Consider the following 14,201-nt stretch of genomic DNA (forward strand, 5'->3'; position numbering starts at 1 on the left):
ACGACCATGGATGCCAGCATCGTTCTCATCGTCTCGGCCTGCATTTTCCTGGCCATCGGCGTGCCCGTGGCCTTTGCGCTCGGGCTTTCCACCGTCACCACGCTCATCCTTGCGGAGAACTATCCGCTGATGGTGCTGCTGAAGGAAACCTTCACCGGCATCGACAGCTTTCCGCTGATGGCCGTGCCCTTCTTCATCCTCGCGGCCGAGCTCATGAGCGGCGGCTCGCTCACCGAGGTGCTGCTGCGCTTCGCGGGCCAGTTCGTCGGCCACCGGCGCGGGGGTCTCGGCTACACCAACGTGGTGTCGCTCACCTTCTTCTCGGGCATCTCGGGCTCGGCACTCGCCGATGCGGCGGGGCCGGGGTCGATGCTCATCAAGATGATGGACAAGGCCGGCTACGACCGCTCCTACGCGGCGGCGCTCACGGCCTCCACCGCGATCGTGGGGCCGATCATTCCGCCCTCGATCATCATGATCATCTACGCGCTGCAGGACGAGAGCGTGTCCGTCGGCACGCTGTTCGCAGCCGGCATCCTGCCGGGCATCCTGATCGCGGTGGCGATGTGCATCGTGAACTTCTACGTCTCGAAGAAGCGCAACTACAAGGGCGACGGGCAGACGCCGCCGCTGCGCGAGATCCTCATCACCACCTGGAAGGCGATTCCCGCGATCCTCCTGCCGGTGGTCATCCTCGGCGGCATGCGCGCCGGCTGGTTCACGCCGACCGAAGCCTCGGTGGTGGCGGTGTTCTATGCGCTGGTGTGCGGCAAGTTCATCTACCGCACGCTCGAATGGAAGATGCTGCCCGACATCCTCTCGCGCTCGGCCCTGCTCTCGGCCTCGGTGCTCATCATCATCGGCCTCTCGGCCTCGTTCGCATGGGTGCTGACCATCGAGGGCATTCCGCAGCAGATGGCCGAATGGCTCATCAGCATGAACCTCTCGCCATGGATGTTCCTCATCATCGTCAACGTGTTCCTCTTGCTGTTCGGCATTTTCATCGAGCCGCTGCCGGGCGTGATGGTGCTGGCGCCAATCCTCGCACCGGTGGCAATCAAGCTGGGCGTGGACCCGGTGCACTTCGCGATGATCGTGATCTTCAACCTCACGCTCGGGATGATCACGCCGCCGGTGGGCGGCCTCTTGTTCGTGACCTGCAACGTGTCGAAGGTGCCGATGTCGGCGCTGGTGAAGGAGCTGGTGCCGTTCCTGTGGGCGCATGGCGCGGTGCTGATGATCCTGACCTTCGTGCCGGCGCTGAGCACCTGGCTGCCGCGAGCACTGGGGTTCAAGTAGCGGCGCCGCTGCTTCTGCCACGGTTCGCTGCCAGAATCGGCGCCACGCCAACAACCGACAACAGAGGGAACCGCACCATGAACCGACTCGCCACCTGCCTGCTCGCCGCAGGGCTGCTGTCCACGGCCGCACTGGCTGCCACGCCCGCCACCCCGGCGGCAACGCCACCCGCGCCCGCCGCACCGGCGGCGGCGCCTGCGGCTCCAGCGGCTGCCCCCGCGCAAGCGCCCAACGCGGGCATCGCCGAAGTCGAAACCGCCGTGCGCGCCTGGGCCGCGGCCTGGTCGGCCCGCGACGTGGATCGCTACCTCGCTGCCTACGCCCCCGACTTCACGCCGGCCAAGAAGCAGGACAGGAAGCAGTGGGAAGCCGAGCGCCGCACCCGCATCACGAACAAGTCGAAGATCAGCGTGGCGGTCGACGACCTCGTCATCAGCGTCAGCGGCCAGACCGCCAGCGCCCGCTTCAAGCAGGTCTACAGCGCCGACAAGCTCAAGAACACCGACCGCAAGACGCTGGAATTGCAGCGCGTGGGCGACAAGTGGCTGATCCGCAAGGAAAGCACCTCCTGAGCATTCGAGCGTCCACCCCGGCGGCGGCGGTGATTTCCCCTGTAAGGCAAACAGGTTCATGAAGATGTCACCGCTTGCAACGATGCTGCAGCCTTCGATCTCCGAAAGCTGTGGCCGCCATGTTTCCCACCAAGACCGACAAGGCACGCGACGAACTCCAGGGAGGGCAGCGCACGCTGAGCCAGCGTGAACGCGCCCTGCTGCTCATGGCCGACGGCCGGCGCTCGCTGACCGACTTCAGCCCGCTGTTCGCCAACCGCATCGAGGCGGAGCAGGCGATCCAGGCACTGGTGAGCAAGGGATATCTGCAGGATGCGCGGCCGGCCGCAGCGCCTGTGTCAGCCCAGGCGGCTCAACCTTCCGCCATTGCTGCGACCGCCGCGCCCGAACCGGTGCCCACGGCCAACCCGATCCAGCTCACGACCACGGCCGACAACTTCGACGGCAAGCGCTCGTTGGCCACCACGCGGATGTTCCTGTTCGATATGTGCGAGCGCATGTTCGTACGGCGCGATCCCAAGTTCGCCTTGCAGATGCGCGATGCCCTGCGCGAAGCCCGCGACCGCGAGGCGATGCTGACCATCGCCGCGCTGATGCTCAGCGAAATCGAGAAGACGGCCGGTGCGGAGCGGGCCGAGTCGCTGCGCGAGCGCATCGACCGGCTGCTGCCGCCGGCCGAAATCGTTCACTGAGGCCACGAGCCCCGGGCCGGCCCGATCCACTACACTCGGCGGGGTCAGGAGAGAGCCCCGCACGACGGGGCCGCCGAAGGCGCAGGGAATTCCCGAACGCTCAGGCAAAAGGACTGACAAGGCGCCGGTTCACACCGGCGTTTCCTTGCTGGAGAGAGGCCGTTGCATGCTTGCATCGCACCGGCCCACCGAAGGAGCAAACCCCGATCGTGGGGCGAATCTCTCAGGTAAAGCGGACAGCAGGGGTGGCCCGTGGCGTTGCAGCCATGGATTTCGACTGCCCCTTTGGAGTGCCTCCCGGTGACTTCTCCCGCTTCTGACGCCCAACTTCTCAAGACACCGCTGTACGACCTCCACGTGGAGCTTGGCGCCCGCATGGTGCCCTTCGCCGGCTATTCGATGCCCGTGCAGTACCCCTCCGGCTTGATGGCCGAGCACAAGCACACGCGCGATGCGGCCGGCCTCTTCGACATTTCCCACATGGGCCAGCTGCGCCTCGTCGGCCCCGACGCAGCCGCCGCCTTCGAAACCCTGATGCCTGTCGACGTGATCGACCTGCCCGCCGGCAAGCAGCGCTACGGCCTGCTGCTGAACGACGAAGGCGGCATCCTGGACGACCTGATGTTCTTCAACGAGGGCCACGGCTCGATCTTCGTGATCGTGAACGGCGCCTGCAAGGTGGCGGACATCGCGCACATCCAGCAGAAGATCGGCGCGCGCTGCGAGGTGCAGCCCCTGCCCGACCACGCGCTGCTCGCGCTGCAGGGCCCGCAGGCCGCGGCCACGCTGGCGCGCCTGTCGCCCGGCATCGAGCGCTTCGTGTTCATGACGGGCGGCGCGGTGCAGATCGGCGGCATTCCCGCCTTCGTCACCCGCAGCGGCTACACCGGCGAAGACGGTTTCGAAATCTCCGTGGCCGGCAAGGACGCCGACGCCCTCGCCCGCCTGCTGCTGGCCCAGCCCGAGGTCAAGCCCATCGGCCTCGGAGCCCGCAACTCGCTGCGGCTCGAAGCGGGCCTGTGCCTCTACGGCAACGACATCGACACCACCACCACGCCCGTCGAGGCTTCGCTCAACTGGGCGATGCAGAAGGTGCGCCGCGCGGGCGGTGCGCGCGAAGGCGGCTTCCCAGGCGCGGCCAAGATCCTCGCCCAGCTCGCCGCCTCCACGGCAGGCGCGGCCGGCCACACCGACCACGACACTCTCAAACGCAAGCGCGTCGGCCTCGTCGCGCTGGAGCGCATTCCGGTGCGCGACGGCACGGTGCTGCAGTCCTTCGAGGGCCAGGACATCGGCATCGTCACCAGCGGCCTGCTCGGCCCCACGGCCGACCGCTGCGTCGCGATGGGCTACGTGGCCACCGCGTTCTCCGAGCCCGGCACGCGCGTGCAGGCCATCGTGCGCGGCAAGCCAGTGCCGATGGAAGTCTCGACCATGCCTTTCGTGCCGACGCGCTATTACCGCGGCTGACCGCGGCCAGGCTCTGCATCCCCTGATTCAGTTTTTTCCACGAGGAGTTTTCCCATGAGCATCAAGTACACCAAGGACCACGAGTGGGTCTCGGCCGAAGGCGACGCCGCCACCGTCGGCATCACCGTGCACGCGCAGGACGCGCTGGGCGACGTCGTGTTCGTCGACCTGCCCGAGGTCGGCAAGACCTTCGCGCAAGGCGAAGTCGCCGGTGTCGTCGAATCGGTGAAGGCCGCGGCCGATGTGTTCATGCCCGTCTCGGGCGAGATCACCGAAGTGAACGAAGCGCTGCGCGCCGACCCCTCGCTCGCCAACAGCGATCCGCTGGCCTCGGGCTGGTTCTTCAAGGTCAAGCTGAGCGAGCCCGCACAGCTCGACGCCCTGCTCGACGCTGCCAGCTACGACAAGTTCGCCGCCGAATCCTGAAAATGCTTGCCCCTCGGCTTGCCACTTCGTGTGCTTCGCCATCCCCCATGGGGAAGGCGCGGCCCGCCTTGGGGCGGCCCGGCGGCGACCGCTGAGTCCTTCTTCTTTTCTACGCTGATCCATCACGCCATGCCGATTCCCGCCCTTCCCTCTTTGCAAGAACTAGAGAACGCCGAAGAATTCCTCGCCCGCCACATCGGCATCGATGCGGCGGACGAGGCGCGCATGCTGCCGGTGATCGGCTCGGAAACGCGGGCGGAGCTCATCGACGGCATCGTGCCCGCGGCCATCCGCCGCGCGAAACCGATGCGCCTGCCGGCCCCGGTGACCGAGGCCGAGGCGCTGGCCGAGCTGAAGGCGATGGCGTCGAAGAACAAGGTGTTCAAGAGCTTCATCGGCCAGGGCTACTACGGCACGCACACGCCGGGCGTCATCTTGCGCAACGTGCTGGAGAACCCCGCCTGGTACACCGCCTACACGCCCTACCAGGCCGAGATTTCGCAGGGCCGCATGGAGGCCTTGCTCAACTTCCAGACGATGGTGTGCGACCTCACGGGCATGGCCATCGCCAACGCGTCGATGCTCGATGAAGCCACGGCCGCGGCCGAGGCGATGACGCTCGCCAAGCGCAGCGTCAAGAGCAAGAGCAACGTGTTCCTGGTCTCCGGCGACTGCCATCCGCAGACCATCGAGGTCATCAAGACGCGCGCCGCGCCGCTGGGCATCGAAGTCAAGGTGAGCACCGCTTCCGAGACGCTGCCGCACCTCATGGTGAGCGGCGAATTCTTCGGCGTGCTCGCGCAGTACCCCGCCACCACCGGCCACGTGCACGACCTGCGCCCGCTCGCGGGCCACGCCCATCAATGCGATGCCGCGTTCTGCGTGGCGGCCGACCTGCTCGCGTTGACGCTGCTCGCGCCTCCCGGCGAATGGGACGCCGACATCGTCTGCGGCACCACCCAGCGCTTCGGCATGCCGCTGTGCAACGGCGGCCCGCACGCCGCGTACCTGGCCTGCCGCGATTCGTTCAAGCGCTCGCTGCCGGGCCGCTTGGTCGGCGTGAGCGTCGATTCGCACGGCCAGCCCGCGTATCGCCTCGCGCTGCAGACGCGCGAGCAGCACATCCGCCGCGAGAAGGCCACCTCCAACATCTGTACCGCGCAGGTGCTGCCGGCCGTCGTGGCCAGCATGTACGCCGTGTACCACGGGCCCGACGGGCTCACCCGCATCGCGCAGCGCGTGGCGGCGCTCACCGCCATCCTCTCGAAGGGCCTGTCGCAGATGGGTCGCGAGCCGGTCAACACCACCGCGTTCGACTCGCTCACGATCCGCACCGGCGACGACACCGCCGCGATCATCGAGCGCGCGCAGGCTGGCGGTGTCAATCTGCGCCAGCGGCTGCAACAGCACCTGGGCATCTCGCTGGACGAGACCACCACGCGCGCCGACATCGAAACCCTGTGGGCCCTGTTCGTGCCCGCCGGCACGCCGATGCCGCGCTTCGACGACCTGGCCGCCAACACCACGCCGCTGATTCCCGAAGACCTGCGCCGCACCAGCGCCTTCCTCACGCACCCGGTGTTCAACACGCACAAGAGCGAGACCGCGATGCTGCGCTACATCCGCAGCCTCTCGGACAAGGATCTCGCACTCGACCGCAGCATGATCCCGCTGGGCAGCTGCACGATGAAGCTCAACGCGACCAGCGAGATGATCCCCATCACCTGGCCCGAGTTCGCGAACATCCACCCCTTCGCGCCCGCCGAGCAGCAGCTGGGCTATGCGCAGCTCGACGCGCAACTGCGCGCGTGGCTGTGCGAAGCGACCGGCTACGCGGGCATCAGCCTGCAGCCCAACGCGGGCTCGCAGGGCGAGTACGCGGGCCTGCTGGCCATCAAGTCCTTCCATGAAGCCAAGGGTCAGGGCCACCGCAACATCTGCCTGATTCCGTCGTCGGCCCACGGCACCAACCCCGCGAGCGCGCAGATGGTGGGCCTGCAGGTGGTGGTGACGGCCTGCGATGCGCAAGGCAACGTCGACATGGACGACCTGAAGCGCGCCTGCGAGAAGCACAGCGACAAGCTGGCCGCGGTGATGATCACCTACCCCAGCACGCACGGCGTGTTCGAGACGCGCGTGAAGGAACTCTGCGAACTGGTGCACGAACACGGCGGCCGCGTGTACGTGGACGGCGCCAACATGAACGCGCTGGTCGGCGTGGCCGCGCCCGGCGAGTTCGGCGGCGACGTGAGCCACCTGAACCTGCACAAGACCTTCTGTATCCCGCACGGGGGCGGCGGCCCGGGCGTGGGCCCGGTGTGCGTGGTCGAAGACCTCGTGCCGTACCTGCCGGGCCATGCGACGGCCGGTGTGGCGTCGAACGGCGTCGGAGCTGTTTCCGCAGCGCCGCTGGGCAACGCGGCCGTGCTGCCGATCAGCTGGATGTACTGCCGCATGATGGGCGCCAAGGGCCTGCAGGCCGCGACCGAAACGGCCATCCTGAGCGCCAACTACATCAGCGCGCGCCTGAAGGACCACTACCCCACGCTGTACGCGAGCCCCAATGGCCACGTCGCGCACGAGTGCATCCTGGACCTGCGCCCGCTGAAAGACACCAGCGGCGTCACCGCCGAAGACGTGGCCAAGCGCCTCATCGACTACGGCTTCCACGCCCCCACGCTGAGCTTCCCCGTGCCCGGCACGCTGATGGTGGAGCCCACCGAGAGCGAGCCGCTGGCCGAGCTCGACCGCTTCATCGACGCGATGATCGCGATCCGCGGCGAAATCCGCCGCATCGAAGAAGGCGTGTGGCCCAGGGAAGACAACCCGCTCAAGCACGCACCGCACACCGCGGCCAGCCTGCTGGGCACCGAATGGGCGCACCCCTACTCGCGCGAACTCGGCGCGTTCCCGTTGGCCGAACTCAAGCTGGCCAAGTACTGGCCGCCGATCGGCCGCGTGGACAACGTGTACGGCGACCGCAACCTGTTCTGCAGCTGCGTGCCGGTGGGCGAGTACGAAGAAACCGAAGCGGCGCGGGCCTGAACGCGCGGGCGCCGCGGCGCCCTGTCCGTATCAGCCTTCGCGGCGGTACATCGCCCACTTCACGGTGAGGATGTCCGCCGCGATCTTCGCGGCATTCACGCCCGCGTAGGTCTCGGTGGGATTGAATTCGAAGCCCTCCTGGTATCGCTTGATGCGCGCGAAGTCCCGGTCGAAGGTCATCGGGCCCATCAGCTCCGCGGGATCGACGCCCGCGGGCAGCGCGAGGAATTTCTCCGGATCGGTGGCACTCTGGTAGAGGTCGACGCTCATCGGGTTCATAGGCTTGTCCTCGTAATTTGAGAACAAATGGTCCCCGGCCCCGGTGCCCCGCGCAATCGGTCCGCGCCTACGCGGCGCGCCGGATCAAACCCGATCGATCACTCGGCGTTCAGGGCTGCTTCTTCTTCGCCAGCTCGCCCGTGGCGATCTGCTGGCGGAAACCGCGCAGGCTGGCCTTCACCTTGCGCTCGTTCTCGGGGCCCATGCGCACCATGATCTTCTGGCCCGAGGACATCGCCTCCAGCTTCGGATCGACGTATTCGTAGCGCACCCACGGCCGCGTCGAAGGCACGTCGCCCTTCACCTCGACCAGCCGCACCTGCACCGGGCCGCTGGGCTCGGGCGCTTGCAAGAGGTGGTCGATCACCGCGATGAGCCGGTCGTTGAAATACCGCCCCGGAAAGCCGAGCTCTTCATACGCCTTCTGGAACAGCGGATAGAGCTTGGCGTACACCGTCGCCGCCTTGGCCGGATCGACCGTTTCGGCGAGCAGCACGATGCCGTTGTAGCGCGCCGCGTTGTTCGCCGCGATGGTCTGCGTGCCGCCCTGCGGCCCGTCGGTGATGAAGCGCTGCCCCGTGGGCTGCACCGGCCACGCGCTGGCGGGCGCCTGTTCGCGCGCGAGGTTGTCGACCGTGGCGACGAAGCGCCGCACGATGCCGTCGGAGCGCAGGTATTCGGAAGCGTTCTTGCCGCCGAGGAGTTCGGCCAGCGCCTTCATCACGCGCGAATCGGATTCCGCGAGCGCCGGCAACGCGGCATCGGGCGGCGCGAGCGCTTCGACGGGGTTCTGAGGGCCCGTGGGTTCGGCGGCGGCGGGCGGCGTCGTGGGTCCGTCGTTCGGCGCGGTGGCCACCGGCGTGGGCTCGGGCGGCTTCTGCTGTTGCTGGAACCAGCGCCAGCCGAAGAATGCGGCCACCAGCACCACGAGGCCGATGACGACGATCATGCCGATCGGCGTTTCGCGGCGGGGCCTGAAGTCGGGGGCGTCGTCCCTGGAGCCGGGGGAGTCGTTGTCGGTCATGGCGGCACTTTCCTTTTGCTGAAGGCTGTGTGATGCAGGAGACCGGTCGATGTTGCATCAATCGGCACCGCGTCACGCCACAAGCTCGTAACGCCTTGTGACGCAACCGCCTTCGCGGCGACAACTCAGGCGGCGCTGGCCGGTGCGCTCAGCGACTGCAGCCACGCGATCGTGCCCTGCAGCTCGGCCGGCCGGATCTCGTGCGCGCCCGGAAAGTCAGAGCCCGACAACGCCAGCGGCAGCGTGCGCGCCAGCTCGCGCGTGGCCGCCGCGGCGGCCGGTGGAATCACGTTGTCGGCGCTGCCATGGCTCACCCACAGCGCCTTGCCCTCGAAGGCCTCGGGCGGCGCGATGTGCGGCACCACCTGCGCAAGCAGCCGGCTGTGCCACACCATCGCGGCGCGCAACTTCGCGGGCTGCGTGAGCAGCAACGACAGCGCCATGATCCCGCCCTGGCTGAAGCCGCCCACCACGATGCGCTCGGGCGGCACGCCCAGCTGCTGCGCGGCCGAGTCGATCATCTCGCCGACGAGGAAGCGGCTCTCTCGTTCCTGCTCTTCATCGATGCGGCGCCCGCCATCGGGCAGCACCTCGAACTCGAACCACGCATAGGCATCGGGCGACAGCACGTACGGCGCGCGCAGGCTCAGCACATGGAACTGCGGCGGCATCAGCCGCGCGAGGCCGAACAGGTCCTGCTCGTTGCTGCCGACGCCGTGCATCAGCACCAGCAGCCACGGCTCGCGGACGCTGGCCTCCGCGCTGTGTTCGAGAAATTTGAGGGGCAGATGAAGTTGGGTCATGAATGGAGTGAATCAGCGGGATGCCTGAAAACCTCGGGCCAGCGCGCGGGTCACTTCGGCCGCCGGCACCTCGCGGCAGCCGGTGGCGTTCTGCCCCGACCACAGTGGAGAAAAGTCGCCGCTGCCCTGCGCCTCGGCCTTGGCGCGCAGCGGTGCGATGCCCGAGGTGGCGAGCGGAAACTCGGGTGCGGCTGCGCCGATGGGCCCCAGCTCGCGCATCACGCGGTTGACGATGCCCCGTGCCGGCCGGCCGGTGAAGAGATTGGTGAGCGCGGTGTGGCGGGCGGCTTCGCTCTTGAGCGCTACGCGGTGGATCGCGCTGGTCGTGGCCTCGGGCGTCAGCATGTAGGCGGTGCCGACCTGCACGCCCGCGGCGCCCAGCGCCATGGCTGCGGCCACGCCGTTCGCATCGGCGATGCCGCCGGCCGCGATCACCGGCACCTTCAGCGCGCGCACCAGTTGCGGCAGCAGTGCGAAGGTGCCCAGTTGCCTGGTGAGGTCATGCGAGAGAAAGTGGCCACGGTGCCCGCCCGCCTCGAGCCCCTGCGCGATGACCGCATCGGCCCCATGCGCTTCGAGCCACAGCGCCTCCTCGACTGTCGTGGCCGAGGCCAGCACCTTCGCGCCCCAGCCACGCACCCGCGCCAGCAGCTCGGCGGACGGCAACCCGAAATGAAAGCTCACCACCGGCGGCTTGAACTCGGCCAGCAGGTCGGCCACCTCGGCGCTGAAAGGGTTGCGGCCGGGGCCGGTCGGGATGCTCGCCGCATCGATGCCGTACTCCGCGTAGTACGGCGCGAGCGCGGCGCGCCACGTGGCCTCGTGCTCGGGGCTCGGCACGGGCGGCGTGTGGCAGAAGAAGTTGACGTTGAAGGGCTTGTCGGTGCCGGCGCGGATGGCGGCGAGCTCGCTGCGCAGGGCCTCGGGGCCCAGCATGGCGCACGGCAGCGAGCCGAGTCCGCCCGCGTTGCTCACCGCGATGGCCATGGCGCTGACCTGGATGCCGGCCATCGGCGCCTGGATGAGGGGAAGTTCGGTGCCGAGGAGTTGCTGCAGCGTGGTCATTCGGAGGTTCCTTCGAAGTCGAATGCCGGCCATTGTCCTGGCAAGCCGGAGGGCGGTGCGGCGACAGGGTCATCGCGGGGCGCCTGCACCGGGTTGTGGTTCGCGCAGAGCCTGTCGAAGCGCAGCGCGCGCCTTACTCCTCGCTCGTCCACTCCACCTGCACGCCCAGGCTGCGCAGGTTCTCCACGAAGCGCGGATGCGCGCGGCGGATCGGCGTCGCGTTGCGGATTTCCGAGCGCCCTTCGATGCTCGCCGCCACCATGAAGAGCGCGATCGCCACGCGGATGATGTAGGGGCTCTCGACCACCGCCGGCGTCAGCGGATTGCCGCCGAAGGTGATGAGCCGGTGCGGGTCCGACGAGAACACGTGTGCGCCGAACTTGGAGAGTTCGCCGGTCCAGCCCAGCGCGCCGTCGTACACCTTGTTCCAGAACATCGCGTTGCCCTGTGCGCGCACGCCCAGCGCAATGAAGATCGGCAGCAGGTCCACCGGGAAGTAGGGCCACGGCGCCGCCTCGACCTTGGTGAGCACGTTGCTCGTGAACGGCGTCTGCACCTTCAGCGGCCCGGTGCGGATGGCGCGCGACCAGCCGTCCGCATGCTCGATGCGCACGCCGAATTTCGCGAAGGTGCGGTCCAGCAGCGGAAAGTTGGCCGGCGCGCTGTTGCGCACGATCACGTCGCCGTCGGTGATGGCGCCGAGCGCGAGAAAGGTCGTGATCTCGTGGAAGTCTTCGTCGAAGCGGAACTCGCCGCCGGTGAGCGCGCCGCCACCGTGCACCGTCACGCGCGAGGTGCCGATGCCCTCGATGCGCACGCCGATCATCGCCATGAAGCGGCAGAACTCCTGCACATGCGGCTCCGAGGCGGCGTTGGTGAGCGTGGAGGTACCGTCCGCGGCGGCGGCGCACAGCACGAAGTTCTCGGTGGTGGTGACCGAGGCGTAGTCCAGCCAGTGGTCGGTGGGCGTGAGGCGCCCGGCGCTGCGCACGAGCAGCGAGCCTTCGGTGCGCTCCACCTGGCCGCCGAAGCGCTGGAACACCTCCACATGCGGATCGATCTCGCGCACGCCCAGCGTGCAGCCCTTGACGTTGTCTTCCAGCCGCGCCACGCCGAAGCGCGCAAGCAGCGGCGGCACCAGCATGATCGACGAGCGCATCTCTTCGGGGAGGCGGTGCAGCGCGGCGTCGAACGCGGTTTCGCGATGATGCAGCGCGAGCGTGCCGGTGGCGTGGTCCATCTGCACATCGCTGCCGAGGGTTCGGAAGATGTCCAGGATCTTGCGCACGTCGGTGATGTCGGGCACGCCGAGCAGCCGCAGCGGCTCGTTGGTGAGCAAGGTGGCGCAGAGCACCGGCAGCACGGCGTTCTTGTTGGCGGAAGGGGTGATGCGGCCGCGAAGCGGCGTGCCGCCGTGCACGATGAGGTTGGACATGAAGGTGCGGAGAACGGAAACGAGGGGGATCGAAGGAGAAGTCGCGGACCGTCCGCAACCGGGTGACGGGACTTTACCGTCCGCAGATGGCTCCCACGGCCAGGGAGTTGTAAGAACTTGCCGGGCGCCCCGGATGCGGGCGGGTCCGAATCCGGCGGCGCAGCGCGCTCGAAGCCGACTCGGCACGAAACCTGCAGGATGCCCGCACAACGAAACGAGCCGCCACATGCCCATCACCCGATCCCTTTTCGCAGCGCTTGCCGCCATCGCCACCCTCTCCGTGTCCACGCCCGCCCTGGCGCAGGACGCCTACCCCAGCCGCCCCGTCAAGGTCATCGTCGCGTTGCCGGCCGGCGGCAGCGTGGACATGGTCGCGCGGCTGGTGAGCCAGCAACTCGCGGCCGACCTCGGCCAGCCCTTCGTGGTGGACAACAAGGCCGGCGCTTCCGGCCAGATCGGCACGCCGCTGGTCTCGCGCGCGGCGCCCGACGGCTACACGCTCATGGTCTCGCCCGCCTCGTTCCTCACCACCAACAAGAGCATCTTCAAGACGCTGCCCTACAACCCGGAAACCGACTTCGCGCCCGTCACCAAGCTGGTCAACCAGGCCATGGTGCTGGTGGTGCGCGACAAGTCGCGCTTTGGCACCGTCGCCGACGTGCTGGCCGCGGCGAAGGCCAACCCCGGCAAGCTGACCTACGCGTCCTCGGGCGACGGCAGCCCGCAGCACCTGGCGGGCCTCATGTTCGAGAGCCGCACCGGCGCGCGGCTGCTGCACATTCCCTACAAGGGCGGCGCGCCGGCAATCACCGACCTCATCGGCGGCGTCGTGGACATGGTGTTCGCCCCGCTCCCGGAAGCGCTGCCGCACATCCGGGGCGGCAAGCTGCATCCGGTCGGCGTGCTGAGCGACAAACGCGCCGTGTCGGCGCCCGAGATTCCGACGCTGCGCGAAGGCGGCGTCGACGGCGTGGTGCTGTCGGCGTGGATCGGCCTGCTGGCCCCGGCGAAGACGCCGCGGCCGATCCTGGAGCGGCTCGACAAGTCGGTGAAGGCGCTGCTGCGGGGCGATGCAAAAGCGAGGTTGCTGGAGGTAGGCATGGAGCCCTCGCCCGACGATGCCAAGCCGCTGGGGCAAGTCATCGCGGAGGAAACACGGATTCACGCGGACCTGGTGAAGGCGGCGGGGCTGGTGCCGCAGTAAGCAGGCGCGGACGCTGCCTGCACTCCCCTCTACTTGCGGTGCTGGTAGATCTGGATCAGGTTGCCGCAGGTGTCCGCGAAGATCGCCAGCCTGACCGCGCCCGCGTCGGACGGGTCCATCGTGAAGCGCACGCCCTGCTCCCGCAGGCGCTTCGCCTCCGCATCGATGTCGTCGCACTCGAACGCTGTCGCGGGGATGCCCTGGCTCATCAGCGCCTGCTGGTACGCGAGCGCCGCGGGGTTGGCATTGGGTTCGAGCGAGAGTTCGGTATCGCCGCCTTCGGGTGACTTCACCGAGAGCCACTTGTAGCGGCCCATCGGTATCTCCTGGCTTTTCACGAAGCCCAGGACCTGCGTGTAGAAGGCCAGGGCCTTGTCCTGGTCGTCGACGAAGAGGCTGGTGAGGTTGATGCGCATGGTGGTCGGGTCAGTGGTGAGGAGGTGCGGAGCCGCCATCCTGCACCACGCGACCGGGCGCGACTTCGCTGAAATTGAGGTCGCTCGCATGGGCCTCGTTCATGAGCGCGACGCAGCCCAGCGGCGCGACGAAGCGCTTCGCCGTGCGCCGGTACACGCGCGGCGGCATGCCGAAGTGCCGGGTGAAGAGGCGCGAAAAACTCCCCACGTTGTCGAAGCCCAGTGCGAGGCCGATCTGCGTGGCCGGCTCGTCGCTGGCCAGCAGCCATTCGCTCGCGCGCTGCAGGCGGGCGCGTGTGCGGCACTGCAAAGGCGTTTCGCCGAAGAGCGCGTTGAACTGGGTGATGAAGTGCGAAGTCGACAAGCCCGCCTCGCGCGCCAGCTTCGCCACGCTGGCCGGTGGCTCCAGTTCGAACTGGAGGCGGCTGCGGGCGTGGCACATGCGGCGCAGGAGATCGGGGGTGATCATGG

Annotated in this window: 14 protein-coding genes and 2 riboswitches; of the genes, 7 read left to right on the plus strand and 7 right to left on the minus strand. The window is 68.2% G+C overall.

Annotated elements, in window-relative coordinates; genetic code table 11:
- The first annotated feature begins 6 nt into the window (after positions 1-6).
- From J2W23_RS02685 to gcvP, 6 genes are all read left to right on the plus strand, one after another.
- A complete protein-coding gene (locus J2W23_RS02685) occupies positions 7-1,299 on the plus strand; it encodes a TRAP transporter large permease (RefSeq protein ID WP_307647582.1) in 1,293 nt (430 codons plus the stop codon).
- A gap of 77 nt (positions 1,300-1,376) precedes the next feature.
- Positions 1,377-1,871, plus strand: a complete 495-nt coding sequence (locus J2W23_RS02690; RefSeq protein WP_307647583.1) for a L,D-transpeptidase Cds6 family protein — start codon at positions 1,377-1,379, stop codon at positions 1,869-1,871.
- A gap of 119 nt (positions 1,872-1,990) precedes the next feature.
- Positions 1,991-2,563 carry a hypothetical protein gene (locus tag J2W23_RS02695; protein ID WP_307647584.1) on the plus strand — a complete coding sequence of 191 codons (573 nt, stop codon included), beginning with the start codon at positions 1,991-1,993 and terminating at the stop codon, positions 2,561-2,563.
- A gap of 35 nt (positions 2,564-2,598) precedes the next feature.
- Positions 2,599-2,689: riboswitch (glycine riboswitch) on the plus strand.
- 12 nt (positions 2,690-2,701) lie between these two features.
- Positions 2,702-2,813, plus strand: a riboswitch (glycine riboswitch).
- A gap of 50 nt (positions 2,814-2,863) precedes the next feature.
- Positions 2,864-4,033 (plus strand): glycine cleavage system aminomethyltransferase GcvT, encoded by a 1,170-nt coding sequence (gcvT, locus tag J2W23_RS02700; protein WP_444875745.1) that lies wholly within the window; start codon positions 2,864-2,866, stop codon positions 4,031-4,033.
- 54 nt (positions 4,034-4,087) lie between these two features.
- The gene (gcvH, locus tag J2W23_RS02705; RefSeq protein WP_176658246.1) at positions 4,088-4,459 is read left to right on the plus strand and encodes a glycine cleavage system protein GcvH; all 372 of its coding nucleotides are present in this window, start codon (positions 4,088-4,090) and stop codon (positions 4,457-4,459) included.
- Between the two features lie 129 nt (positions 4,460-4,588).
- A complete protein-coding gene (gene gcvP, locus J2W23_RS02710; protein ID WP_307647585.1) occupies positions 4,589-7,504 on the plus strand; it encodes an aminomethyl-transferring glycine dehydrogenase in 2,916 nt (971 codons plus the stop codon).
- 30 nt (positions 7,505-7,534) lie between these two features.
- Here the strand turns inward: gcvP and J2W23_RS02715 are convergent, their stop codons facing one another.
- The 5 genes from J2W23_RS02715 to J2W23_RS02735 all read right to left on the minus strand — a co-directional run bounded on the left by J2W23_RS02715 (position 7,535) and on the right by J2W23_RS02735 (position 12,110).
- The gene (locus J2W23_RS02715; protein WP_307647586.1) at positions 7,535-7,783 is read right to left on the minus strand and encodes a hypothetical protein; all 249 of its coding nucleotides are present in this window, start codon (positions 7,781-7,783) and stop codon (positions 7,535-7,537) included.
- A 109-nt stretch (positions 7,784-7,892) separates the two neighbouring features.
- Positions 7,893-8,807 (minus strand): DUF3014 domain-containing protein, encoded by a 915-nt coding sequence (locus J2W23_RS02720; RefSeq protein ID WP_176658249.1) that lies wholly within the window; start codon positions 8,805-8,807, stop codon positions 7,893-7,895.
- Between the two features lie 125 nt (positions 8,808-8,932).
- Entirely contained in the window at positions 8,933-9,610 is a 678-nt protein-coding gene (locus tag J2W23_RS02725; RefSeq protein ID WP_307647587.1) for an alpha/beta hydrolase, read from the minus strand.
- 12 nt (positions 9,611-9,622) lie between these two features.
- On the minus strand, positions 9,623-10,675 hold the full coding sequence (locus J2W23_RS02730) for an NAD(P)H-dependent flavin oxidoreductase (RefSeq protein ID WP_307647588.1): 1,053 nt from the start codon (positions 10,673-10,675) through the stop codon (positions 9,623-9,625).
- 133 nt (positions 10,676-10,808) lie between these two features.
- On the minus strand, positions 10,809-12,110 hold the full coding sequence (locus J2W23_RS02735) for a UDP-N-acetylglucosamine 1-carboxyvinyltransferase (RefSeq protein ID WP_307647589.1): 1,302 nt from the start codon (positions 12,108-12,110) through the stop codon (positions 10,809-10,811).
- A gap of 226 nt (positions 12,111-12,336) precedes the next feature.
- Here J2W23_RS02735 and J2W23_RS02740 point away from each other — a divergent pair, with 226 nt between their 5' ends.
- Positions 12,337-13,314, plus strand: a complete 978-nt coding sequence (locus J2W23_RS02740) for a Bug family tripartite tricarboxylate transporter substrate binding protein (protein ID WP_307647590.1) — start codon at positions 12,337-12,339, stop codon at positions 13,312-13,314.
- Between the two features lie 29 nt (positions 13,315-13,343).
- Here the strand turns inward: J2W23_RS02740 and J2W23_RS02745 are convergent, their stop codons facing one another.
- Both J2W23_RS02745 and J2W23_RS02750 read right to left on the minus strand, forming a co-directional pair.
- Complete coding sequence (locus tag J2W23_RS02745; protein WP_307647591.1) at positions 13,344-13,730, minus strand: VOC family protein; 387 nt, start codon at positions 13,728-13,730, stop codon at positions 13,344-13,346.
- A gap of 10 nt (positions 13,731-13,740) precedes the next feature.
- Positions 13,741-14,199 carry a helix-turn-helix transcriptional regulator gene (locus tag J2W23_RS02750; RefSeq protein ID WP_307647592.1) on the minus strand — a complete coding sequence of 153 codons (459 nt, stop codon included), beginning with the start codon at positions 14,197-14,199 and terminating at the stop codon, positions 13,741-13,743.
- Positions 14,200-14,201 lie beyond the last annotated feature (2 nt).

It is taken from the genome of Variovorax boronicumulans (genome assembly GCF_030812215.1).
GTDB lineage: Bacteria > Pseudomonadota > Gammaproteobacteria > Burkholderiales > Burkholderiaceae_C > Variovorax > Variovorax boronicumulans_C.